Source organism: Methylorubrum salsuginis (assembly GCF_900114375.1).
GTDB lineage: Bacteria > Pseudomonadota > Alphaproteobacteria > Rhizobiales > Beijerinckiaceae > Methylobacterium > Methylobacterium salsuginis.
In genome coordinates, this window is the sequence record NZ_FOSV01000033.1 from 1 (window position 1) to 23,186 (window position 23,186).

Here is a 23,186-nt window from a genome sequence, read left to right on the forward strand (position 1 = left end):
GCTGAGCGGCCGACAGGCGCGACACCCGTCCCGGGTAGGCCAAGCTCTCGACGCCGGCCCGGCCGCGCTCAGAGTAGAGGGTGCGGTGTTCCGCCACCGAGCTCTCGTCGAGATACAGCGCCGCGGCGATCCGGGCCGGCGTCCAGCCGTCGTCGAGGAGCAGAAGCACGTTCAGGCGCCGATGCACGGCACTGTTGAGCTGGCGCCGCATCAGCGCCAGGAAATGCCCGCGATCGTCAGGAGACAGAATCAGCCCTGCCATTCCTGAAGGGATCACGCAAAACCCGCGCGCGAAAACCTAAAAACGGATTCCTTCCGAAGTCGCGGTATACCAATCGGCGATGATTCCGACGCATCGTCGATCGCCCCCCGCGGCGGCGGGGTGGCGGGGCGGCGGGCGTCCGCCGGACGCACGGAACCGGACCATCGGTCCGTTTCCCTGCCGCTTGGTATGACGTCTCGGATAAGCTTGACTGTATAACGGCTTAACGCCGGGACCCGCGAACTTTTCGCGGCCTCGTCCGTTGGTCCGGTCTCATCCCCGGAGCCCGGACGACACATGGCCGCCCACGAGATTCTCGGCTATTTCGAGCACCGCACCGACGGGGCCTGGGTCTGCGTGAAGCCGTTCACGCTCAACACCCGCTCCAGCCGGGTCGATATCCGCCGGGGCATGCGCTTCGAATACGGGCGGCGCGTCGGCGGCCTCGACCTCGCGGAGTATCTGGAGCAGCTCGGCTCGCAATTCGGCTCCTGATTCATTTCGCGGTCGGGCAACGCGCCGACGGGCGACGCGTCGGCCGCACGATCCTCTCACGACCTGAATCGGCTCGTCCGAGAGCCGGTTGGGATCGTTCGGGCCGATGCCTCAGTGCGGCGGATCGGCCACGCCCCGCGGCTTTCGCGCTCTCCGTGCTCATCACCGGGAACGGATCGTCGGCTACGCGATTTGCGATGTGGCCCGGCGCCCGACCGGCCGTTAAGCCGCTCTGACGCCACCACGTGCGAGGCCCAGGACCCCACGATCATGTCTCCCGCGACGGCCCGCCTCGTCCCGCCCTCCCCCGACGAGACCCCGACGACCCGCGAACGCATCGTGGAGGTGGCGGCCCGGTCCTTCCGGGAGATCGGCTACCAGAAGACCACGGTCGCCGACATCGCCCGGACGCTGAAGATGAGCCCGGCCAACGTCTACCGCTTCTTCGATTCGAAGAAGGCCATCAACGAGGCGGTGGTCGAGCGGGTGACGGGCGAGATCGAGGCTATGATCGCGGCCATCGCCACCGCTCCGAATCTCGACGCCCCCGAGCGCCTCACCCGCATCGTCACGGCCCTCCACACCGATTGCCGCCGCCGCTGGGAGGCGCATCCGCGCGTCCACGAGATGGTCGAGGCGGCCATGAGCGAGAGCTGGTCGGTCTGCCAGGCCCATGTCGATCGCATCGAGGCGGTGTTCGCGCGGGTGATCGAGGACGGCGTGCGCGAGGGCCAATTCACACCGTCCGACCCGAGGGCCGCCGCCGCCTGCCTTCACGCGGGCATCGTGCGCTACTGCCATCCGCTGCTGGTGAGCCGGCAACAGGACATGACCCTACCGCCGCTGCCGACGATGATCGCCTTCCTCCTCGGCGCCCTGCGGGCGGCCGAGCCGTAGGGCGTCACTCGGACGCCGCGCCCGGCGTCGGAGCCGGCTCGGAGACCTGCGGCTGCGGGCCGTCATAGCCTTCGATCACCACGATGTCGGCCTCGGCGCCGCCCTTCTGCAGGGCGCGAGCGGATTGGTAGAGGTCCGAGTTCCAGCAGGCGAGCGCCGTCTCGTAACTCGGGAACTCGACGATCACGTTGCGGGCGCGGGCCGTGCCGGTCACCGCCTCGAAGGCGCCGCCGCGCACGAGGAAGCGCCCGCCGAAGCGGGCGAAGGCGGCGCCGTTGGCCGCGGCATAGGCCTTGTAGGCCTCAGCGTCCTGCACATCGACGCGGACGATCCAGTAGCCCTTTGCCATGCTCACGCTCCTTCCATCTCGGCGATGATCGTTCGTGCGACGGCCCGCGGGTCCTCGGCCCCGGTGATCGGGCGCCCGACCACGACATGGTCGATGCCGGCCGCCCGCGCCTGAGCCGGCGTCATCACCCGCTTCTGGTCCCCGAGGCCGGCATCGGCCGGGCGGATCCCCGGGGTGACGATCAGGCGGTCGGAGCCGACGACGCGGCGCACGGCTTGCGCTTCCAGGGCCGAGCACACGATGCCGTCGATGCCGATCTCGCGCGCCTGTTCGGCCCGCTGCGCCACCAGCTCGGTCACCGGCAGGGCATAGCCGGCCTCGGCCGCGTCGGCATCGTCGTAGGAGGTCAGCACCGTGACCGCCAGGATCTTCAGGCCGTTCCCACGCCCCTTCACGGCGGCCCGCATGGTCTGGGGATAGGCATGCACCGTGAGGAAGGTCGCCCCGAGGTTGGAGGCCGAACGCACCCCCTCCTCGACGGTGTTGCCGATGTCGTGCAGCTTCAGATCGAGGAAGGTCTTCTTGTCCTGCCGCGCGAGGCGCTCGGCGAAGGCGAGGCCGCCCGCGTAGCCGAGCCGGTAACCGATCTTGTAGAAGGTCGCGGCGTCGCCCAGGCGTTCGACCAGCCGCTCAGCGGCGGCGACATCGGGCAGGTCGAGGGCGACGATCAGGCGGTCGCGGGGGTCGGCGATGTCCGGCATCAGGCGCTCGAAGGAGAGGGACCGCGGGCAGCGATCCTCTCCCCGGGCGCGTCTGTCAACGCTGCCTCCACTTCGGCCCGCAGCACCGGCAGCAGTTCCGCCTCGAACCAGGGGTTCTTTCTGAGCCAGCCGTTGTTGCGCCAGGAGGGGTGCGGCAGCGGCAGGATGCGCGGCCGCGTCGAGGCCTCCAGGATGTCGCGCCAGCCTGCCACCGTCTCGGTGAGGCCGCCGGGTCTGGGTCCGAGATGCCACGCTTGCGCGTACTGGCCGATCACCAGGATCAGGTCGAGGCGGGGCAGGCCGGCGAGCAGTTCGGTGCGCCAGGCGGGGGCGCATTCCCGCCGCGGCGGGCGGTCGCCGCCCTTGGCGTCGAGGCCGGGGAAGCAGGCGCCCATCGGCAGGATCGCGACCTTGGCGGCGTCGTAGAACGCCGCTTCCGACAGGCCGAGCCACGCCCGCAGGCGGATACCGGACGGATCGTTGAACGGCACGCCGCTGCGATGCGCCCGGTTGCCCGGCGCCTGACTCGCGATCAGCAGGCGGGCGTCGGCGCTTCCCTGCACCACGGGCCGCGGCTCGTGCGGCAGGGGCGCGCCGAAGCGGGGCGCATCGCGGCAGATCCGACAGGCCCGCAGGGCGGCGGCGGTCTGCGCGAAGTTTTTTTGTAAGGCGGGCGCGGCGGGCATCGCCAGGGCAAATGGGGCGGGAGGCTCCAAGCCGCGATGCGTCATCCGCGCCCGCTCTCATTCTTAAAGCATCGTCCCGAAAGGTGGTTTCCGGCTTTCGGAAAAAGATGATGCGTTTCAAGGATCTAGAGCATCGTCCTGGATCCGATATCCAGGACGATGCTCTAAGCGATCAGGATGTCCTTGTAGTCGAGATGCGCCTTGTCGTGGTTGTCCACCACGGCGAAGCGGACGGCCGTGAACGCCGTGCCGCTGCCGTCCGCGTCGTAGGACAGGTCGCCGGTCTTGTGGTCGTAGAGGATGCGGTCGTCCGCATCGACCTTGGCCCCGGCCACGCCCAGATCCTTGAACGCGGCCTCGGCGAGGTGGCCCGCCCCGAGCGCCGTGAAGATGCCCTTGGCGAGCCGAACCGCGTCGACCCCGTGCGCGAAGTCGGTGATGTGATCGACGTTGTTCGCGCCTAAGGTCGTGTCGAAGACGAAGGTATCCCGGCCCGCGCCGCCGGTCAGCAGGTCGTTGCCGAGCCCGCCGTCGAGCGTGTTGTTGCCCGCATTGCCGATGATCGTGTTGTCGAACTCATTGCCCACCAGCGTGTAACCGGCCTTGCCGGTCGACGCGGCGAGTTTCAGTGTCTCGATCTCCTGGCCCGCCTGGAGCGTGTAGCTCGTGGAGGACAGAACCGTGTCTTTGCCGCCACCCCGGCTCTCGAAGACGCGGTCGCCGAGATTGTCGACGATGTAGGTGTCGTTCCCGTTATAGCCGACGAGCGCGTCGGCCCCGCCCTTGCCGTCGAGCACGTTCGCGCCGAACGTGCCCTGAAGCACCTGACCGAATTCGTTGCCGGTGAGGTTGATCGCGGCAGGGCTGAACCGGGTATGGGCGACGAGGTACTCGATGGCCTGGCCCGCCTGCAGCGCGTAGCTCACCTTGGCCACGACCGTGTCGATGCCTTGGCCGGGTCCCTCGAAGACGACGTCGTATCGGGAATCGACGAGATAGGCGTCGTTGCCCTGGCCGCCCGAGAGCCGGTCCGCACCCTTCCCGCCGTCGATGCTGTCGTCGTAGGCCGATCCGACGATCGTATCGTTGGCGGCCGAACCGAAGATCGCGGCGCCCGAGGTCAGGGAGCGGGCATCGACGTTGACGCTGCTGCCATCGACGATCTTCGACTGAAAGTCGATGAAGCCCCCCTCTCCCCGCAGACCGATCGAGATTTGGGATGGCGACGAATTGGCATAAGCAATTCGGGAGAAGGAATTGAACTGGTCGATATTTCCCGAAGTCCCGATCGTTTTCAGCAACTCCACATTGGAAAACGTATATTGCAGCAGGTCGACATTGCTCTCGACCGTGTCGGTGCCCGCACCGCCGTCGATACGCCCGCGTCCGAAACTGCTGAGATCCAGGACGAAGATATCGTCGCCGGCATTGCCGCTCAGCCGGTCGGTCCCTTCGCTCGCTGTGAAGATATCGTTTCCTCGACCGCCGTCGATCACATCGTTGTATTGCGAGCCGACGAAATAGTCATCGTTGTTCGAGCCGCTGACGGTGACGCCGGAGGTCGTTGACTCCGCGTGCACGGCGACCGAGTATCCGTCCGTCACCGATTTTCTAAAATCGAGCTTTCCACCGGCACCATCGATGAAGATGTTGATCTTGCTCGTTGGATCGGAACTGTCGATGATCTTCTCGAACGATTGATACTGCGCCACCGTACCGCGGTGACCGTACCCGTCCAAAATCTCAACGTTCGCTATTACCGTATTGGTGAGACCGCCAAGCTGCAGGGTATCGACGCCGTCGCCCCCGTCGATCACCGCGCCTTCATAGGAGTATCCGCCCATCTTGAACGTGTCGTCGCCCTTGCCGCCCGAAAGCCGGTCGGCGCCGCCGCTCTCGAAGAACGGATTGTCGGTGACGATGACGTCGTTGCCGTCGCCGCCGTCGATCGTGTCGGTGGCCGAGGAGCGCGCCTCGATCACGTTGTCGCCAGCGTTGCCCTGGATCACGCTGCCCTTCTCGGAACCGTACGCGGTGATCGGCGCATCGCCCGACAGGGTGAGGTGCGTCGCGCTGTCCTGAAGGGTGAGCGTGATCTGTCGAGCCGCCTTGTCGGCGCCGACCGTCAGGTTATCGGTCTTGATCGTCACGGATTCCTGCGCCGAATACGTGGCGTCGGCGACAATGGTGTCGCCGGGCTTTGCTGCGTCTGTTGCCTTCTGGATCGTTTCGTAATCTTGCGGCACGCGAAGGACGGCCATGGCGAATCTCCAAACGTTGTTTGTGTGCCGATTGCTTCGGCATCACTGGTCGCGCCGGCCATGCGGGCGCGGTTCGACAGTCGAACCGCGCGCCGATTTTAAGCGCGGCCGTGCACGGTGATACAACGTGTGGCTTTTTCGGGGCTGACGCGGCAACCGTGTCGGCGCGCCGTCGGGCGGCCTCAGTCGTCGCCGGGCGCGTCCTCAATGTAGAGTTCTTCGAGCAGAACCTTGATGACGGCGACCAGCGGCAGGGCGAGGGCCACGCCCCACAGGCCGAACAGCACGCCGAGCAGGAGCTGGCCGGCGAAGATCGTGGCCGCCGGCAGGTCGAGGGCGCGGCGCTGGATGAAGGGGGTGAGGCCGTAGCTCTCCGCCGCCTGCACCGCGAGGTAGACGCCCGCGGCGCCGAGCGCGCCGTTGAGGCCCGAGGCGAGGCTGCTCAGGATGATGATGGCCCCCGCGATCATCGGGCCGATGGTCGGCACGAAGGCCAAGAGCCCCGCCTGGAGCCCGAGGATCAGCGCCCCACCGATCCCGAGGAAGGACAGGCCGACCCAAGTGAGAAAAAAAATCGCCGCCATGGTGAGGAGCTGGCCGAACAGCCAGTGCCGTAGGGTCTCGCCCGATCCGTCGAGGACGCGGGCACCCTTGTCGCGGTGGCGTGCCGGCACGAGGCGCAAGGCGCCGTTGCGGTAGCTCGTCGGATCGGCCGCGATGGCGATGCCCAGGAAGGCGATGACGAGGACGTTGCCGAGCGCGTTGAAAAGCCCGAACACCACGGTCGCGGCCGGCCCGAGCACGCTGCCGGCATCCGACAGGAGCGAGCCGGGGCTCTTCAAGGCGCCCGAGGCGAGGCCGGCGAGCCCGCCCTGCTTCTGGCCCTTGGTCGGCTCCCCGTCGTCGTCCTTCGCCTCCGCCGGCTTCGGGGCGGATGCCTCCGGTCCCTGCGAAAAGTCGAGTTCGATGCCGTGATCCTTGAGCCAGGTCCGCACCGTCTCGGATTGCTGGCGTACCGTGGTGCCGAGGTCGCGCGCCTGGGTCGCCACCGTGGCACCGCCGAAGGCGACGAGCGCCAGAGACAGCCCGGCGAGCGCCAAGGTCGCGATCGCGAGCCGCAGGGCGCGGGGCAGCGGCAGCACGTATCCGAGGCCGCGGGTCAGCCCGTCGAGGAAGACGGCGAACAGGATGCCGGAAAAGATCAGCAGCAGCGTCGCCGAGGCGGTCCAGGCGAGCCAGAGCGCGGCGGCGAAGCTGACCACGGCGATGCCGGCGGCGGTCAGCCGCCGCGGCCCGATGGAGGAGGTTGCGCTCATCGGGCTGTTTTCGCTTTCGATGGGGGGCATCAGGCCCAGGCTTCGGCCGCGGCCTCGTCGGCCTGGGTCGCCTCGACCCAGCCGCCGGTCGTGCCGTCGGCGAGGTGCTCGCGCTTCCAGAACGGGGCGCGGGTCTTGAGGTAGTCCATCAGGAAGTCGGCCGCCGCGAAGGCCGCCTTGCGGTGGGGCGAGGCGGTGATCACCAGCACGATGCCCTCGCCCGGCCGCACGAGGCCGTGGCGGTGGATCACCCGCACGGCCTGGACCGGCCAGCGCTCGCGCGCCGCCTCGACCACGCGGCCGATCTCGGCTTCGGCCATGCCGGGGTAGTGTTCGAGTTCCAGGGCGGCGAGCCGCCCGCCCTCGTCGCGGCAGAGGCCGGAAAAGGTCACGACGGCGCCGGCACGTCCCATCAGCGCCGCCTCCACCGAGGAAATCTCGGCGGCGGTGTCGAAGGGCTCGGATTGGATGCTGACCGGATTCATGTCTCTTCGAAAACCGCCCTCGGTCGCGCCGGGTCCGGCGCGACGGGTCTCGACTTACCCCATCGGCCCGTGCGCCTATATGGCTCACTCGAGCCCGCGCGCCATGGTGCGCCGGCCCCGCCAGAAAACGAGCCGCCCGTGACGCCCGACCTGATCCTGCCCTACGACGGCGTCCTGCCGGTCTTCGCCTCGCGTCCCGTCTGGTGCGGGCGCGGCAGCACCGTGATCGGCACCGCGACGCTGGGCCCCCAGGCGTGGCTCGGCGACGACAGCGTGATCCGCAGCGACGGGCAGGTGATCACCGCGGGCGAGCGCCTGTGGCTCGGCGCCCGCTCCACGGTCCACATCGCCACGGAATCGACCCCGACCCATATCGGCGACCGGGTCACGGTCGGCCGCAACGCGGTGGTGCATGCCTGCACCGTCGGCTCGGACGTGGTGATCGAGGACGACGCGATCATCCTCGACGGCGCCTCTGTCGGCAACGGCGTGCTGATCGAGGCCGGCGCCACGATCTTTCCGAGATCGACGCTGGAAGGCGGCTACGCCTATGGCGGCAACCCGGCCAAGCGCCTGCGCCCGATCACGCTCGACGAGATCGCCGAGCGGGCCGAGCGTCTGCGCGAGGCCGCCGACGAGCGCCCCGCCGGGCCGGATTCCGTCCCGCCGGAGGTGGAGGAGAGCGTGTTCGTGGCCCGCACGGCCCGGCTTTCCGGTCGCATCGCGCTCGGCGCGGGCGTCACCGTGCTGTTCTCCTGCGAACTCGCCGCGGAAGTCGGCCCGATCGTGGTGGGCGCCGACACCAACATCCAGGACAACACCGTGATCCGCACCCGCGGCGAGGGCGTGGTGATCGGCCGCGACACCACCATCGGCCACAACGTCCGCATGAACGATTGCCGCATCGGCGCGCGCAGCCTCATCGGCATCGGCTCGGTGCTGGCACCCGGCACGGTGGTGGCCGACGACGTGATGCTGGCCGGCGGCTCGACCACCGACCCGGGCCAGCTTCTGGAGGGCGGCCATCTCTGGGGCGGTCGCCCGGCCCGCATTCTCGGCCCGCTCGATGCGAAGAAGCGGGCCCTGATGGCGCATATAGTCGAAGGTTATTGCCGCCACGGGCGGGAATATCGGGTGCTGCAGGAGGCGGAGGGGTAGGCGATCCCCTCACCCGCACGCGATCTGATCGCACCGCCGCATCGCCGCGATCATCCGGGCAAGCGACTTCACGCCGGGATGGCCGAGCACGCTGGTGTTGCCGAGCACGTAGGACGGGGTCGCGGTGAGCCCGAGATTGGCCGCCAGGCTCATATGGGCGCGTAGCGCCTGGCGCACCTCCTCGCTGTCGGCGATCTCCTCGAGTTCGGCGCGGGGCACGCCGGTCTTGGCAGCGACATCGAGAGCCTTGATTCCGTCGATCTGGCCCTTGGTGGTGAGCAACTGGCCGTAGAAGGCGAAGGCCGCGGCCGAGCCGAGCTTGCGCTGGACCGCGAGCGAGACCTTGGCCGCCTGGGCCGACATCGGCGACAGGATCGGGTTGTGGACGAGGCCGATACGAAGCGCCGCGTCGCTCCCCGAGAGCGCGGTGACGTCGGCGGCAGCCTTGCGGCACCAGGGGCAGTTGTAGTCGAAGAACTCGTAGAGCGTGACCTCGGCCTCGCGCGGGCCGACATAGGTGACGCCGCGCAGTTCCGGGATCTGGCCGGTGATCTCGCCGGGCAGCCGCATGTTGGCGACCGGGCGGCCCTCGTCGTTCTCGACCTTGAAGAACTGGCCGTAGCTCTGCGCGGCGGCAGGTCCTACGACCGCGAGGCCGAGCGAGGAAGCGAGGAAGCGGCGGCGGGAGAGGGACATCGCGAACGACCGGAACAGCTTTGGGATGGCGGGCACGATAGGGGCAAGAATGGTTTAAGTTCGGCTTCGACCATTCCGCCACGCGGGGCCACCATGCGGCGAGGCTTGTCTTGGACCACCTCATGGTCCAAATTCTTGGCTGACGTAGGGTGTGGAACAGGCGATGCAGGTCTCGGTGACGGAGGCCAAGGGCCAGTTGACCGAGTTGGTCCGGCGGGCCGAAGCGGGCGAGGAGATTATCCTGACCCGGCACGGCCATGCGGCGGTACGCCTTGAACCGATCAGGACTGTGCCGGATCGGCGGACCCGGCGGGCCGTGCTCGATGCCGTCCGGCAATCCGCCGCGGCCAAGCCGTCGGTGGGACCGGAAGCGGCACGCAGCCAGGACTTTCTCTACGGCGAGGACGGGCTGCCCACATGATCGCGGTCGACACGTCGGCCCTGATGGCGATCCTGCTCGGTGAAGCCGAGGCGGATCGCTGTGCCGACGCCCTCGAAGCCGCGGCTACGATCGTGATCTCGTCGGGCACCATGGCCGAGGCCCTGATCGTTGCCCTGCGGCGGGACCTTAGGGACGAGATGGAACGGCTGATCACCGGCCTCGGCTTCGAGATCGTCCCTGTGGGCGCCGCGACCGCCCGCAGCGTCGCCGCGGCCTACGCGCTCTGGGGCAAGGGCGTCCATCCCGCAGGCCTGAATTTCGGCGATTGCTTCGCCTACGCACTGGCGAAGGAGCGGGGCTGTCCGTTGCTCTTCGTCGGCGACGACTTTTCGCGGACCGATCTGGAGCGCGCGTGACGATGGGGCGAACCGCTCCGTGGAAAGCGGCTTCCGGGCCATCGTGTCCGGAAGCCGCCCGCCCTTACGCCGCCTCCGCGGTCGCCGCCCGCTCCTTCGCCAGCTTGGTCACGCCGAGCTGATCGACCTTGCCGGTGCCGAGCATCGGCAGGGCATCCAGCACCACCACCTCCGCCGGCACCGCGATCTCGGGGGCGCCGCGGCTTTTCGCAAACGTCTGGTAGGCGGCGCGGGTGGCGCCCTTCACTTCCGTGAACAGGATCAGGCGCTCGCCCTTGCGGGCATCCGCCACGGCGGCGACCGCACTCGGGGCGTCCGGCCAGAGTTCGGCGGCGAGCGCCTCGACGCCGGCCAGCGACACCATCTCGCCCGCGATCTTGGCGAAGCGCTTGGCCCGGCCCTTGATCGTCACGAAGCCGTCGGCATCGATCGCGACGATGTCGCCGGTGTCGTGCCAGCCGTCCACCGGGGGCTCCAGCACGCCGGGCTTTTCCGCACGCAGATAGCCCAGCATGATGTTGGGGCCGCGCACCGAGAGGCGCCCGCCCTCGTCGATGCCGGGGACCGGTTCGAGCCGCGATTCGATGCCGGGCAGCAGCCGGCCGACCGTGCCGAAGCGGTTGAACATCGGCGTGTTGAGCGCCAGCACCGGCCCGCATTCGGTGACGCCATACCCTTCGAGGATGCGCAGGCCGAACTTTTCCGCCCAGGTTTTTCGCGTCGTCTGCTTCACCGGTTCGGCCCCGGCCACGACGTAGCGCAGGGAGCGCAGATCGTAGGAATGGGCCATCTTGGCGTAGCCGGTGAGGAAGGTGTCGGTGCCGAACAGGACGGTGGCGTTCGAGCCGTAGATGAGTTCGGGCACGATCCGGTAGTGCAGCGGGGACGGATAGAGATAGACCGGAACGCCGGAGACCAGCGGCAGCACCAGCCCCGCCGTCAGCCCGAAGGCGTGGAAGACGGGCAGCACGTTGAACACCTTGTCGCGCGGCCCGAAATCGATGCGGGCGGCGACCTGGGCGGTGTTGGCGAGCATCGCCCGGTTGGCCAGCACCACGCCCTTCGGCGTGCCCTCGCTGCCGGAGGTGAACAGGATCGCGGCCGGGTCTTCGCCCCGGCGGGCGACCAGCGGGCGGCGGGGGCTCAAGACACCCTTGAGCTTGTCGGCCGTCCCGACGCTCCCGCGCACGTCCTCCAGATAGATGAGGCGCACCGAGTCCTTGATCCCGTCGATCAGGGCGCCGAGGCGGCCCTTCTCGATGAAGGCGCGGGAGGTGAGGATGGTATCGACCTCCGCCGCCTTGCAGGCCGAGAGCACGGCGGTCGACCCGGCGGAAAAGTTGATCATCGCCGGCACCCGGCCCGCGCTGGCCAGCGCGAAGAAGGTGACGGCCGCGCCGTTGGCGTTGGGCAGCATCAGCCCGACCGGCTTCTTGTTGGCCGGCAGAAGCGTCTGGAGCTTGCGGGCCAGGATGTTGGCGCCCATCACGAGGCGCGAATAGCTCATGGTGCCGGAGACCGGGTCTTCCAGCGCCGTCCGCCGCCAGCCATGGGTGCGGCCGGCCTCGATCAGCGCGGAAAAGACGCCGCGCTCGATGTCGGCGGTCTCGAACACGAGGTCCGACATGATGTCGTAGAGGGCGGCCCCCGCGGCGCGGCGGCGGTTCTTGCCCTTGAGCGCCGGATCGACCGTGAGCCGCACCGGCGGCATGATCGTCACGGTGATCTTGGGCCACCACGCGCGGCGCACCTGATCGCGCTTCAACCGCGAGAAGATGGTGCGCTCCGGCCCGTCGATCTTCACCGGCACCACCATCGCACCGGACTTGTCGGCGATCAGCCCCGCGCCGTCATAGACCTTCATCAGGCTGCCGGTGACGGTGAGCCGGCCCTCGGGGAAGATGATGAGCGTCTCGCCGGCTTTGACCGCGTTGATCAGCGTGCGGGTGGCGAGCGGCCGGGTCGGATCGAGGGGCATCGCCTTGGCGACGCTGAGGAACGGCTTCACCCACCAGCGCTGCGCGATGCCGTGGTCGATGGCGAAGACCGGGTCCTGATCGAGCAGCGAGAGGGCCAGCGGCGCGTCGAGGAACGAGACGTGGTTCAGCGCGACGATGGCGTTGGGGCCCGCCCGCTCCACGTTCTCCAGGCCCTTCACCTCCAGGCGGTAGATCGCGCGGAACAGGATCGAGAGCGCGTCGCGCAGCGGGTTCGTCGGCAGGATCTTCAGGATGACGACGCCGACGACGATGTTGGCGACCGCCACCAGGGCGAGGAGCTGCGCCATCGACAGGCCGGCGGCCTGGAGCGCGGCGAGCGCGAGCGTCCCGCCGACCATGAAGGCGGCGGTCAGCACGTTGACCGCACCGATGACGCGGGCGCGCTTGGCCTTCTCGGTCCAGGCCTGCACGGCGGCAAAGGACGGCACGACGTAGAGGCCGCCCGCGGTCGCCAGCCCGGCGAAATCGAGGGCGATGCGCAGGCCCGACGGGCTGGTGACGAAGTCGAGCGCCCCGATCGGCTCGACCCCGTGGGGCGGCACGTGCGAGACCGCCCAGGCGAGGTCGAGCCCGAACAGGCCCATCAGCACCGCGCCGACCGGCGTCGGCAGCAGCACGATGCGGCCGCTGGCGAGCCAGGACGCCAGCCCCGAGCCGACCGCGATGCCGACGGAAAAGATCGCCAGCAGCGTGGTCGCGACGATCTCGGTGCCGTTCAGCGTCTGGCGCACGAGCGTCGGCAGCAGCGAGAGCACGACGACGCCCACCAGCCAGAACCAGCTGACGATCACCGAGCCGCGCCACAGCCGCGTGTCGGCCCACAGATCCTTCAGGAGGTCGGCGGTGGAGCGGGCGACGTTCGGGTCGACCTTGAGATCGGGCGCACCCTCGCCGGTCTTGGGGATCGCGCGCGCGGCGAGCCAGCACAGGACCGCCATGCCCATCAGCCCGGCGCCGAGGCCGAGCGCGTGGCCGCCCATCGCCATGGCCAGCCCCGCCGTGATGGTGCCGAGCAGGATGGCGAGGAAGGTCGCGGCCTCGACCAGCGCGTTGCCCGCGGTCAGCTCCTCGCGCTTCAGGTGGTCGGGCAGGATGCCGTATTTGATCGGCCCGAACAGGGCCGCGATGATCCCGAACAGGCCGAGCGCGCCGAACAGGAGCGGCACCGAGTGCAGCCAGAAGCCCAGCACCGAGAGGAGGGCTGCAAAAATCTCCGCGAATTTCAGGCGCTTGGCCAGGACCGCCTTGTCGTAGCGGTCGGCGAGCTGCCCGCCGAGCCCCGACAGGATGAAGAACGGCCCGACGAACACCGCGCTCGCCAGCGTCACCAGCACGCTGCCGCTCTCCCCGCTCTCGGCATTCACCTGAAACAGGATCAGCAGCGCGAGCGCGTTCTTGAGGAAGTTGTCGTTGAACGCGGAGAAGAACTGGCACCAGAACAGCGGCGCGAAGCGACGCGTCGTCATCAGCGTGCGGAACATCGTGGTCTCCCGGCTGTCCGGCATGACTGCCCGCCGACGGGCGTAGCGTCAAATCCTGCCTTTGCACGGCGTTCAAATTATCCACCGGGCATCGACGCGCAAGGTTGATTTTGCACGACGTGCAATCTAACGCCGCGATGCGTGCGAGCCCGCACGCCGAACCGTCTCCGTGTCCGAACCGCCATGCAGGATCAACCGGCACCGCCCCCCCGCAAAAAAGCCGCCCGCAGCAGCGGGCCGCGGGGGGAGCACGACCGCGACGGCTTCGTCGCGCTGGTGGCCGGCGCCGCCGAGAGCCTCGTGCGCCACGAAGGCTTCCGCGCGCTCGGAATGCGGCGGCTGGCCGGCGCCATCGGCTACGCGCCGAACTCGATCTACAACGCGGTCGGCGACCTCGATCAGGTGGTGCTGCGGGTCAACGCCCGCACGCTGGAGCGCCTGCACGGGGCGCTCGCCGCCGCGACCGATCCCGGCCGAGCGCCGCGGGACAACGCGCTCGCGCTGGCGGACGCCTACCTCGTGTTCGTGGCCGCCGACCCGCGGGTCTGGAGCCTGCTGTTCGAGCATCTGGCCGCGCCCGACCAGCCGTTTCCGGACTGGTACGCGGCGGCGCTGGCCCGCCCGGTCGGCTTGGTCGATGAAGCGCTGGCCCCGCTGATCGCGGATGCGGCCGAGCGCCGTCGGGCGGTGGCGGCGCTGTGGGCGGCACTCCATGGGCTCGCCTCGCTCTCGACCTCGGGCAAGCTCGCGGTGCTGACGCCGGACGCGCCGCGGGAGTTGGCGCGGCTGCTGGTCGGGCGGTTTTTGGGGTGAGCACTGAAACTCTCCCCCCTCCGCGGGGGAGGGTGCCCGCGGAGCGGGCGGGTGAGGGGAGCGACGCTTCTGGTGAATTCACTTGCGACTGCGGCCAAGCGGCACCGTCGCTCCCCTCACCCGACCCGCTTCGCGGGCCACCCTCTCCCGCAGAGGGGAGAGGGATGCGCGGTGGCGGCCTTCAGAGAAGACAGAACACGGTTATAGAGCCTGCAACCTCGCCGCCGCCGCCCGAACGGATATTTTGATCGATGACTGACGCGACCGTCCCAATCCTCCACCACTTCGAATCCGTCGCCGAGCGCTACGACCTGATCCTCTGCGACGTCTGGGGCGTGCTGCATGACGGGCGCTACGCCCACGTTCCGGCGGGCGAGGCGTTGATCCGGTTCCGCAACCTGCCGGGGCCGCGGACCCGGCGGGTGATCCTCGTCTCGAACGCGCCGCGCCCCTGGCCCGGCGTGCAAAAGATCCTCGACGGCTACGGCGTGCCGCGGGAGGCCTACGACGCGATCCTGACCTCCGGTGACCTGACCCGGCGACTGATCGCGGAGCATCCGGGCGAGCGGGTGCATCACCTCGGGCCGGAGCGCGATGCGCCGATCTTCGAGGGGCTCGACCTGACCCTGGTGCCGGGCGAGGCGGCCCAGCGCATCGTCTGCACCGGCCTGTTCGATGATTACACCGAGACCGCAGAGGATTATCGCGAGACCCTGGCGGCGTTTCGCGAAAAGAACGTGCCGATGATCTGCGCCAACCCCGATCTCGTGGTCGAGCGCGACAAGAAGCTGATCCCCTGCGCCGGCCTGATCGCCCAGGCCTACGAGGCCATCGGCGGCGACGTGGTCTATGCCGGCAAGCCGTACCGGCCGGTCTACGAGACGGCGCTGAAGATGGCGGGCGAACTCGCGGGCGGCCCGGCACCCGAGATTGCCCGCACGGTGGCGGTGGGCGACGCGATCCGCACCGACATCGCAGGCGCCGCCGCCTACGGCATCCCCTCGATCCTGGTGGCCCGCGGCATCCACGCGGAGGAACTCGGTGTCACCGCCGACCATCACAGCCTCGGCGACATCGCGGATTGGCTCAGCCGACAGCCGGTGCGGCCCGATGCGGTGATCGAGCGGCTGGTCTGGTAGCCCCGATTATCCCTGCGCAATCAAAAGCCGGTCCCCAAATCCTTCCACAGGTCGCCAACAGGGCGGGCGGTTGCTATGGGGGCCGGAATCCAAGCGGGACCCAGAACCCATGACGAGACCGGAGGCAGGCGGCCCCAGCGGGGCGGAGGCCGTGCGGCACGAGCGGCTGCGGGCGCATTTCGCGGCCTGCGGCTACGTGCCGGCCTCGCCGCCGGTGCTGCAGCCGGTGGAGCCGTTCCTCGAACTCTCAGGGGAAGACATCCGCCGCCGCATCTTCGTGACCCAGGACTCCGTGGGGGCCGAACTCTGCCTGCGGCCGGAATTCACGATCCCGGTCTGCCGCCTGCACCAGGCGACGCGGCCGGGCGAGGCCGCCGATTACAGCTATCTCGGGCCGGTCTTCCGGTTGGCCGCGGGTGAGCCCGACGAGTTCGTCCAGGGCGGCATCGAGTCGATCGGGCGCACCGACACGCCGGCCGCCGATGCCGAGGTGATCGGGCTGGCGCTCGAAGGCCTCGACCTGCTCGGCCGCACGGACACGGCCGTGCGCCTCGGCGACATGGGCCTGACCCACGCCTTCCTCGATGCGCTGGCCGTGCCGCCGGTCGCCAAGCGCCGGACGCTGCGGGCCATCGCGGCCGGTCGGCCGCTGGCGGACGTCGCCAACAATCCCCAGACCGAGGATCCGCATGCGGGCCTGCTCGCGGCGATCCAGGGCCAGGATGCCGGTGCCGTGCGCGGCTTCGTCGAGGACGTGCTGTCGATTGCCGGCATCTCGCAGGTCGGCGGGCGCAGCGCCGGCGCCATCGCCGAGCGCTTTCTGGCCCGCGCGGCGGCGCAGGCGCAGGGCGGGGCCGGGCTCAATCCGGGTAACCGCGATCTGATCGAGCGCTACTGCGCGATCACCGGCGATCCCGATGCCGCGGCGGCCTCGGTGCGGGCGCTCGCCCAGGAGGCGGGGCTCCAGCACGCCGGCCTGGAGGCCGCGCTCGCCCTGTTCGAGGAGCGCACCGGCTTCATGGCGGCGCGCGGGCTCCCCATCGAGCGGTTCCGCTTCTCCGGGGGCTTCGCCCGCAATCTCGATTACTACACTGGCTTCATCTTCGAGGTGACGGCGGAAAGCGGCGGCCCGACGCTCGTCGGCGGTGGGCGCTACGACGGCCTGTTGCAGCAGCTCGGCAGTCCCGTGCCGCTGCCGGCGGTCGGCTGCGCCTTCTGGCTGTCCCGGTGCGCTGAGGGAGTTTTGGCATGAGCGATCAGCCCCTGGTGCTGGCCGTGCCCTCCAAGGGCCGGCTGCAGGAGAATGCCAGCGCCTTCTTCTCCCGCGCGGGCCTCCGGCTCGTGCAGAAGGCGGGCGGACGCGAGTATCGCGGGACGCTGGCCGGCGTGCCCGGCGTCGAGGTGCGCTACCTTTCGGCCTCCGAGATCGCCGGGCAACTGGCCAGCGGGGCGGCCCATCTCGGCGTCACCGGCGAGGATCTGATCCGCGAGACGCTGCCCGATCCGTCGGCGAGCGTGGAACTGCTGACGCCGCTCGGCTTCGGCCATGCCAGCGTGGTCGTGGCGGTGCCCCAGGCCTGGATCGATGTGCGCGCCATGAGCGACCTCGACGAGGTGGCGAGCGAAATGCGCCTGCGCCAGGGCAAGCGGCTGCGCATCGCCACCAAATACGTGAACCTGACCCGCCGCTTCTTCGCCGAGGCCGGCATCGCCGATTACCGCATCGTCGAGAGCCTGGGGGCCACCGAGGGCGCGCCGGCCGCGGGCTCGGCGGAGATCATCGTCGACATCACCACCACCGGCACGACGCTGGCGGCGAATGCCCTGAAAATCCTCGACGACGGGGTGATGCTGCGCTCCGAGGCCAATCTGGTGGCCTCGCTGAAGGCGCATTGGGGCGAGACCGCGCGGGGGGCGCTGCGCACCGTGCTCGGCCGCATCGCCGCCGAGGAGCGCGCCCGCACGACCCGCGAGATACGTGCGGGCCTGCCCGAATCCGGCGCCATCGATCTGGCCTCCCTCGCCGCCCTGCACGAGGCCGAGCTGCCCTACGGGGCGCCCCGCGGCCCCGACGGCGAGATCGTGCTGCGCTGCCCGGCCGACGGCGTGTTCGACCTCTCCGACGCCCTGGTGCAGGCCGGCGCGCGAGCCGTGACCGTACGGCGGATCGATTACGCCTTCGCGGCGGAGAACCCGCTGGCGGAGCGGCTGCTGGCGCGGCTTTAGGGGGTTTCATCTCGCCATGGCGGGTCGGGTCTGCACCGAGAGAGCAGACGCCGGCCCGTCACGGCGCCTTGTCGGCGTTACTGGCCGCCCTGCTTGGCGAATTCCGACAGAACCCCGCGCAGAAGCTTCAGCCGGCTCTCATAGGCCGCGGTCAGGCACGCCACGTCGGCCCCGCAGGCGCGGCGCTCCGTGAGCCACGCCTCCTGATCCTCCTGCATCTTGGTGCGGTTGCCCATCGGCAGCAGCTCTTTGAGGATGTCGAAGCGCACGCCCATCTCGACGTCGAGGTCGTTGAGGGCGCGGGTGTCGCAGATCGCCCGCTCGTCCGGCGTCTCGGCCTTGGCGCAGGGGAAGCTCGCGGCGAAAGCCGGGGCGGCCACGAGGCTCAGCATCAGGGCAAGGATCGGCGCACGCATCGTCAATGGGCTCCCGGGCAACGGCCACGCTTCTGCCGTCAACACGCGAGCGGCCCGGCGGTGCCGCCGGGCCGGACGATTCAGGCGCAGCCGCCTACGACCACGGCTTCACGATCACCAGGATGACGATGACGATCATCAGGAGCGTCGGCACCTCGTTGATGATCCGGTAGAAGCGCTGGCTGCGGGTGTTGCGGTCGGCGGCGAAGTCCTTGACCGCACGGGCCAGGAAGCCGTGGACGCCGCTCATGGCGAACACCAGGGCGAACTTCGCGTGCAGCCAGGGCGAGGCGTAGTAGCCGCTGGCCCAGGCCAGCCACAGGCCGAGCCCCCAGGTGACGATCAGGGCCGGCGTCATGATCGCCTTGAGCAGGCGCCGCTCCATGATCTTGAAGGTCTCGGACTGCACCCGCGACCCCGCCGGCAACCCGGCATGGTAGACGAACAGACGCGGCAGGTAGAGCATCCCGGCCATCCAGGCGATCACCGCCACGACGTGGAAGGCCTTGATCCAGAGGTACAGGTTTTCGCTCACCGGCCGGACGACTCCTCGAAACGCGAAAAAAAATCAGCGGCCGGCGCGCAGGCGGGCGAGCATCCGCTCGACATGGGCGACCGGCGTCTGCGGGGTGATGCCGTGGCCGAGGTTGAAGATGTGCGGCAGGCCCGCGGTCGCGGCCAGGATCGCGTCGACCTCGGCGTCGAGCTTGGCGCCCCCCTCGATCAGCGTCTCGGGATGCAGGTTGCCCTGCGTCACGGTGGTGGCGGGCACGCGCTGGCGCAAAGCGGCGAGATCCACGCCCCAATCGACGCCGACGGCGTCGGCCCCGGTCTCCGGCACGACGCGGGCATGACCGTCGAGCCCCGAGCCGCGGGCGAACACGATGATCTTGGCGTCCGGCACCTCGGCCCTGATGCCGGAGACCATGCGGGCGATGGGGCCGAGCGAAAAGCGCTTGAGGGCATCTCCATCGGCCGAGTCCGGCAGCACGCCGGCATGCGACTCGAAGATCTGCACCGCATCGACCCCGGCCCGGAACTGGCGCACGAGGTACTCGGTCTGGACCGTGACCAGCCGGTCGAGCAACGCGTCGAGCAGCGCCGGATCGGAGGCGGCGAGCGCGCGGGCCGGGGCGAGGTCGGGCGTGCCGCGCCCGCCGATCATGTAACTCGCCACCGTCCACGGGGCGCCGCAGAAGCCGAGCAGCGTGGTTTCATGGGGTAGCCCCGCCCGGATGCGCTCCACGGCTTCAAAAACCGGTGCCAGATGCGAAAAAATCGCGGGGTCGCCGGCCTCGCGCAAGGCCTCGAACTGGGCGCGTCCTTCGAGAGCGTCGAGGCGCGGCCCCTCGCCCTCGACGAAGCGCACGTCCTGGCCGAGCGCGTGCGGCACGACGAGAATGTCGGAGAACAGGATCGAGGCCTCGAAGCCGAAGCGGCGGATCGGCTGGAGCGTCACCTCGGTGGCGAAGGCCGGATTGTAGCAGAGGTCGAGAAAGGAACCGGCCTCCGCCCGCGTCGCCCGGTATTCCGGCAGGTAGCGGCCGGCCTGGCGCATCATCCAGGCGGGTGGCGGCGAGATCGCCTCGCCGGAGAGCACGCGCAGCACCGGCCTGTCCATCGTCGCGTCCGCCATGCCGTCTCCCGCCCCGCTCGGTGGCCTTGGCCAGGATGCCGGAGAGATCGCGACCTCGTCCGTCCCCAACCCAGCCCCTCTTAAAGAAAGAGAGATTCTAGAATCTCTGTTTTTTCTCTTGGACGTTGGATCGTGGGGCCGCAAGCGCGTCCACAGGCCCTCCCCACAGCCGCGGCGTTAATCGGCTCTTAACGGATTGGGTCTAATCTCTCGGATAGGCCAAGCTTGCCAGGAGCTTGCGAGCCCTGCCGCACCCACCTGCGGCCGACGGTCCCGGATTCTCCCATTCCGGCGATTCCGGCAAGCCGCGTCGGACGCCGTGTTGAGGGCGGAGTCGACAAGGGCGGGGCCGATCCGGCGCGGACCGGTTGGAGAGCCGGCTTATCCCCATCCATCGACTCCTGCCGGGCGGGCTGGGGATGACGGGGTGGTTCGTGACCCGCAAGCCGCTCGAATTGCTGGCCCTTTCCGCGACGTTCCTCGCCCTGGCAGCCCCCGCGGCCGTCCTCCCGGGGCGCCGCAGACGAACCCGGAACCCACCCGTGATCGCGATCTCACACGGCGTCGCGGCCGGTCGTGGATCCCGGGTTCCGCTGCGCAGCCCCCGGGATGACGGTGGCGGTTTTTGCTGCGGGTCACGCAGTCTCGCGCAGGGCCGCTTCCGGGACCCATCGAAACCGTCCGGCTTCCCTGCGGGCGCGTGCGCCTCTAAGCATCGGCGAGGCGGGCGGCTCTCGGGCGGCCCGGATGCGTCATCGAAAGCCGATTTCTCACGATGAGCCGCAGCTACTTCCATCTCCATCTCGTCTCGGATTCCACCGGCGAGACCCTGATCAATGTCGGGCGCGCGGCCGCCGTGCAGTACGAGGGCATCTCGGCGATCGAGCACGTCTATCCGCTGGTGCGCTCCGGGCCGCAGCTCGAACGGGTGATCTCCGAGATCAAGGCGGCGCCCGGCCTCGTGCTCTACACGCTGGTGGGCCACGAGCTGACCGAGCGCCTGGAGGAGGCCTGCCGCGAGACCGGCTCGCCCACGCTCAACGTGCTCCAGCCGGTCCACGCGCTGCTGCGCTCCTATCTCGGCGCGACCTCGACCGAGCGGCCCGGCGCCCAGCACATGCTCAATGCCGAGTACTTCAAGCGCATCGACGCGATGAACTTCACGCTCGCCCACGACGACGGCAACCTGCCCGACGACCTCGACGAGGCCGACGTGGTGCTGGTCGGCGTCAGCCGCACCTCGAAGACGCCGACCTCGATCTATCTGGCCAATCGCGGCCTCAAGACCGCCAACTTGCCCCTCGTGCCGTCGATGCCGCTGCCGCCGAGCTTCGACCGGGTGCGGCGGGCGCTGATCGTCGGCCTGATCGCCAGCCCCGAGCGCATCGTCCAGATCCGCCAGAACCGCCTGCTCAGCCTCAAGGCGGACGACAACTCGTCCTACGTCGATCGCGAGTCGGTCGCCGACGAGATCACCGCCTCGCGCCGGCTCTGCGCCAAGTACCGCTGGCCGACGATCGACGTGACCCGCCGCTCCATCGAGGAGACCGCCGCCGCCATCCTCGACCTCTACCGCGAGCACCGCCTCAAGTTCATCGCGACCTGATGGCGGCCCCCGACGAGACGGGCTTCGCCGCCGCCGAACTCGGCGACACGGTGGCGGCCGGGCGCGGGTGCCGCACCGAGCTGAGCCTGTCCTTCCGCGACTGGGTCCGCCCACCCGACCTGATGATCGGCGCGGTCCATGCCGAATTGATGCGGGTCTATTTCGAGCAGACCATCGTGCTCGGGACGACCCTCTACGCGCTGGCGGATGCCGAGGTCGCGGCCGAGGGCGTCGTCTTCCTCGACGGCGTGGCGCAGTACTGCAACCAGCTCAACACGTTCCCGGTCACGCAGGGGCATCATTTCCAGCTGCTGGCCGCCCGGCGCGCCGCCTTGCGGCGGGTGAGCGTGGCCGAGCCGGTCGTGCTGCTGACGGGGCTCGGGCACCGGATGTACGGGCATTGGCTCGTCGACTTCCTGCCCAAGCTGTTCCTCCTCCACCGGGCCGGCCACGACATCGCCCGGCTGCGCTACCTCCTGCCGACCGACACGCCGGATTTCGCGCGGGTCTGGCTCGGGCTGTTGGGCATCGGTGCGGACCGCATCGTCGCCTATGACCGCGAGCGGGATCTCGTCGCCTGCCGCGAGCTTCTGGTGCCGACGGCCCTCCGCTTTTCCGGCCGCGCCTCGCCGCTGATGCGCGAGGCGCGGCGCTTCCTGCTGCGCCGGGCGTTTCCGCCGCCGCGCTGGCGCCTCGGCCGCCGTTCCGCAACGCCGCCCGGTGCCCGCCGCCTGCTGATCTCCCGCTCGGACAATGCCGGCACGCTCAACCGCCGCACGCTGGCGGAGCGGGCCGCGCTGGAAGCCCGCGCGCTCGCCCGCGGTTTCGAGATCGTGCGGCCCGAGCGGCTGAGCGTGCCGGAGCAGGTCGCCCTGTTCCGCTCCGCCGGGACCGTCGTCGGCGAGTACGGCTCCGGGCTGCACGGCTCGCTGTTCGCCCCCTCGGGCGCGACCGTCGTGGCGTTTCGCGACAACGGCATCGAACTCGGCTTCCTGCAAAGCTCGATCGACCACGCCCTGGGCCATACCAGCGGCTACGTGTTCGGCACGGCCCGCGACGCGCAGGGGTTCTTCTCGGTGCGCCCGCAGGATATCGACTTCGCCTTCGACTGGATCGACGCGCGTGGTCTGCGGTGAGGGATCTTCACGTGACTGCCGCTTCTCCCTGGTGCCCGGCCGAGCCGCTGATCCTCGCCTCGGGCAGCCGCACCCGGCGCGATCTCCTGGCGGGCGCCGGCCTGCCGATCGAGGCGGTGCCGGCGGCGATCGACGAGCGGGCGGTGGAGGCTGAGGCCGGGGCCCTGCCGCCGGCTTCGCTCGCGCTCCACCTCGCCCGCGCCAAGGCCAGGGCGGTGGCCGCGCGCCATCCCGGCCGGGTCGTGCTCGGCGCCGATCAGGTGCTCGAATGCGACGGCGCGGTGCTGCACAAGCCCGCCGACCGCGCGGCGGCGGCGGGCCATCTCGCCCGGCTGCAAGACCGGACCCACGCGCTGCATTCAGCGGTCGCGCTGGTGCACGGCACCGGGGAGGACGGCTTCGTCGAAACCGCGCGGCTGACGATGCGGCCCCTCGATGACGCGGCCATCGACGCCTATCTCGAACTCGCCGGCCCTGCGGTCACCACCTCCGTCGGCGCCTATCAGCTCGAGGCGCTGGGCATCCACCTGTTCGCGCGGATCGAGGGCGACCATTCGACGATCCTCGGCCTGCCGCTGCTGCCGCTGCTCGCGCGGTTGCGGGCGATGGGCCTGCTGACCTTCTGAGAA

The 23,186-nt window shown here is 69.7% G+C and carries 24 protein-coding genes; 12 read left to right on the plus strand and 12 right to left on the minus strand.

The features are described 5' to 3' along the window. On the minus strand, positions 1 to 262 hold a 262-nt coding region (locus tag BM140_RS23190), incomplete at its 3' end, for a helix-turn-helix domain-containing protein (RefSeq protein WP_131803859.1). A 297-nt stretch (positions 263 to 559) separates the two neighbouring features. Between BM140_RS23190 and BM140_RS23195 the strand changes: the two genes are divergently transcribed. Next, positions 560 to 757 carry a hypothetical protein gene (locus tag BM140_RS23195; protein ID WP_091951600.1) on the plus strand — a complete coding sequence of 66 codons (198 nt, stop codon included), beginning with the start codon at positions 560 to 562 and terminating at the stop codon, positions 755 to 757. Between the two features lie 270 nt (positions 758 to 1,027). Next, positions 1,028 to 1,654, plus strand: coding sequence for a TetR/AcrR family transcriptional regulator (locus BM140_RS23200; protein ID WP_091951603.1), 627 nt, complete (start codon positions 1,028 to 1,030; stop codon positions 1,652 to 1,654). 4 nt (positions 1,655 to 1,658) lie between these two features. Here the strand turns inward: BM140_RS23200 and BM140_RS23205 are convergent, their stop codons facing one another. The 6 genes from BM140_RS23205 to BM140_RS23230 all read right to left on the minus strand — a co-directional run bounded on the left by BM140_RS23205 (position 1,659) and on the right by BM140_RS23230 (position 7,452). Beyond that, positions 1,659 to 2,003, minus strand: coding sequence for a DUF1330 domain-containing protein (locus BM140_RS23205; RefSeq protein WP_091951605.1), 345 nt, complete (start codon positions 2,001 to 2,003; stop codon positions 1,659 to 1,661). 2 nt (positions 2,004 to 2,005) lie between these two features. After that, positions 2,006 to 2,704, minus strand: coding sequence for an orotidine-5'-phosphate decarboxylase (pyrF, locus tag BM140_RS23210; protein WP_091951607.1), 699 nt, complete (start codon positions 2,702 to 2,704; stop codon positions 2,006 to 2,008). After that, complete coding sequence (locus BM140_RS23215; protein ID WP_091951609.1) at positions 2,704 to 3,390, minus strand: uracil-DNA glycosylase family protein; 687 nt, start codon at positions 3,388 to 3,390, stop codon at positions 2,704 to 2,706. Before BM140_RS23215 ends, pyrF begins: the two co-directional genes overlap by 1 nt. A gap of 164 nt (positions 3,391 to 3,554) precedes the next feature. Then, positions 3,555 to 5,651 carry a calcium-binding protein gene (locus BM140_RS23220; protein ID WP_091951611.1) on the minus strand — a complete coding sequence of 699 codons (2,097 nt, stop codon included), beginning with the start codon at positions 5,649 to 5,651 and terminating at the stop codon, positions 3,555 to 3,557. A 182-nt stretch (positions 5,652 to 5,833) separates the two neighbouring features. Further along, positions 5,834 to 6,967 (minus strand): AI-2E family transporter, encoded by a 1,134-nt coding sequence (locus BM140_RS23225; RefSeq protein ID WP_091951667.1) that lies wholly within the window; start codon positions 6,965 to 6,967, stop codon positions 5,834 to 5,836. 29 nt (positions 6,968 to 6,996) lie between these two features. Next, positions 6,997 to 7,452, minus strand: a complete 456-nt coding sequence (locus BM140_RS23230; protein ID WP_091951613.1) for a molybdenum cofactor biosynthesis protein MoaE — start codon at positions 7,450 to 7,452, stop codon at positions 6,997 to 6,999. A 138-nt stretch (positions 7,453 to 7,590) separates the two neighbouring features. Here BM140_RS23230 and BM140_RS23235 point away from each other — a divergent pair, with 138 nt between their 5' ends. Then, positions 7,591 to 8,610: a gamma carbonic anhydrase family protein gene (locus BM140_RS23235; protein ID WP_091951616.1), complete on the plus strand. Its 1,020-nt coding sequence runs from the start codon at positions 7,591 to 7,593 to the stop codon at positions 8,608 to 8,610. A gap of 9 nt (positions 8,611 to 8,619) precedes the next feature. On the opposite strand, the gene BM140_RS23240 is transcribed toward BM140_RS23235, so the two are convergent. Beyond that, a complete protein-coding gene (locus BM140_RS23240) occupies positions 8,620 to 9,306 on the minus strand; it encodes a DsbA family protein (RefSeq protein ID WP_091951669.1) in 687 nt (228 codons plus the stop codon). 163 nt (positions 9,307 to 9,469) lie between these two features. On the opposite strand from BM140_RS23240, the gene BM140_RS23245 reads away from it, so the two are divergent. Together BM140_RS23245 and BM140_RS23250 are read left to right on the plus strand one after the other, a co-directional pair. Next, on the plus strand, positions 9,470 to 9,727 hold the full coding sequence (locus BM140_RS23245; protein ID WP_091951618.1) for a type II toxin-antitoxin system Phd/YefM family antitoxin: 258 nt from the start codon (positions 9,470 to 9,472) through the stop codon (positions 9,725 to 9,727). After that, on the plus strand, positions 9,724 to 10,104 hold the full coding sequence (locus tag BM140_RS23250) for a type II toxin-antitoxin system VapC family toxin (protein ID WP_091951620.1): 381 nt from the start codon (positions 9,724 to 9,726) through the stop codon (positions 10,102 to 10,104). Before BM140_RS23245 ends, BM140_RS23250 begins: the two co-directional genes overlap by 4 nt. A gap of 64 nt (positions 10,105 to 10,168) precedes the next feature. Here BM140_RS23250 and BM140_RS23255 read toward each other — a convergent pair whose 3' ends face one another. Further along, positions 10,169 to 13,585 (minus strand): acyl-[ACP]--phospholipid O-acyltransferase, encoded by a 3,417-nt coding sequence (locus BM140_RS23255; protein ID WP_091951622.1) that lies wholly within the window; start codon positions 13,583 to 13,585, stop codon positions 10,169 to 10,171. Positions 13,586 to 13,768: 183 nt separating this feature from the next. Between BM140_RS23255 and BM140_RS23260 the strand changes: the two genes are divergently transcribed. The 4 genes from BM140_RS23260 (at position 13,769) to hisG (ending at position 17,763) form a co-directional block, all read left to right on the plus strand. Then, the gene (locus BM140_RS23260; protein WP_091951624.1) at positions 13,769 to 14,398 is read left to right on the plus strand and encodes a TetR/AcrR family transcriptional regulator; all 630 of its coding nucleotides are present in this window, start codon (positions 13,769 to 13,771) and stop codon (positions 14,396 to 14,398) included. A 251-nt stretch (positions 14,399 to 14,649) separates the two neighbouring features. Beyond that, positions 14,650 to 15,537, plus strand: a complete 888-nt coding sequence (locus BM140_RS23265) for a TIGR01459 family HAD-type hydrolase (protein WP_091951627.1) — start codon at positions 14,650 to 14,652, stop codon at positions 15,535 to 15,537. A 109-nt stretch (positions 15,538 to 15,646) separates the two neighbouring features. Continuing rightward, positions 15,647 to 16,789: an ATP phosphoribosyltransferase regulatory subunit gene (locus BM140_RS23270; protein ID WP_091951629.1), complete on the plus strand. Its 1,143-nt coding sequence runs from the start codon at positions 15,647 to 15,649 to the stop codon at positions 16,787 to 16,789. Further along, positions 16,786 to 17,763 carry an ATP phosphoribosyltransferase gene (gene hisG / locus BM140_RS23275; RefSeq protein WP_091951631.1) on the plus strand — a complete coding sequence of 326 codons (978 nt, stop codon included), beginning with the start codon at positions 16,786 to 16,788 and terminating at the stop codon, positions 17,761 to 17,763. Before BM140_RS23270 ends, hisG begins: the two co-directional genes overlap by 4 nt. A 77-nt stretch (positions 17,764 to 17,840) precedes the next feature. On the opposite strand, the gene BM140_RS23280 is transcribed toward hisG, so the two are convergent. The 3 genes from BM140_RS23280 to hemE form a co-directional block, all read right to left on the minus strand. Beyond that, on the minus strand, positions 17,841 to 18,179 hold the full coding sequence (locus BM140_RS23280) for a lysozyme inhibitor LprI family protein (RefSeq protein WP_091951633.1): 339 nt from the start codon (positions 18,177 to 18,179) through the stop codon (positions 17,841 to 17,843). A gap of 94 nt (positions 18,180 to 18,273) precedes the next feature. After that, positions 18,274 to 18,714 (minus strand): protoporphyrinogen oxidase HemJ, encoded by a 441-nt coding sequence (hemJ, locus tag BM140_RS23285; RefSeq protein ID WP_091951635.1) that lies wholly within the window; start codon positions 18,712 to 18,714, stop codon positions 18,274 to 18,276. A gap of 33 nt (positions 18,715 to 18,747) precedes the next feature. Next, positions 18,748 to 19,815, minus strand: coding sequence for a uroporphyrinogen decarboxylase (hemE, locus tag BM140_RS23290; RefSeq protein WP_091951637.1), 1,068 nt, complete (start codon positions 19,813 to 19,815; stop codon positions 18,748 to 18,750). A gap of 775 nt (positions 19,816 to 20,590) precedes the next feature. Between hemE and BM140_RS23295 the strand changes: the two genes are divergently transcribed. Genes BM140_RS23295 through BM140_RS23305 form a run of 3 tightly spaced genes read left to right on the plus strand, consistent with a single transcriptional unit; the run spans position 20,591 to position 23,183 of the window. After that, complete coding sequence (locus BM140_RS23295) at positions 20,591 to 21,421, plus strand: pyruvate, water dikinase regulatory protein (protein ID WP_091951639.1); 831 nt, start codon at positions 20,591 to 20,593, stop codon at positions 21,419 to 21,421. Then, positions 21,421 to 22,557, plus strand: a complete 1,137-nt coding sequence (locus BM140_RS23300) for a glycosyltransferase family 61 protein (protein WP_091951641.1) — start codon at positions 21,421 to 21,423, stop codon at positions 22,555 to 22,557. The genes BM140_RS23295 and BM140_RS23300 overlap by 1 nt, the downstream gene beginning before the upstream one ends. Before the next feature lie 11 nt (positions 22,558 to 22,568). Beyond that, positions 22,569 to 23,183 carry a Maf family protein gene (locus BM140_RS23305; RefSeq protein WP_091951643.1) on the plus strand — a complete coding sequence of 205 codons (615 nt, stop codon included), beginning with the start codon at positions 22,569 to 22,571 and terminating at the stop codon, positions 23,181 to 23,183. Positions 23,184 to 23,186 lie beyond the last annotated feature (3 nt).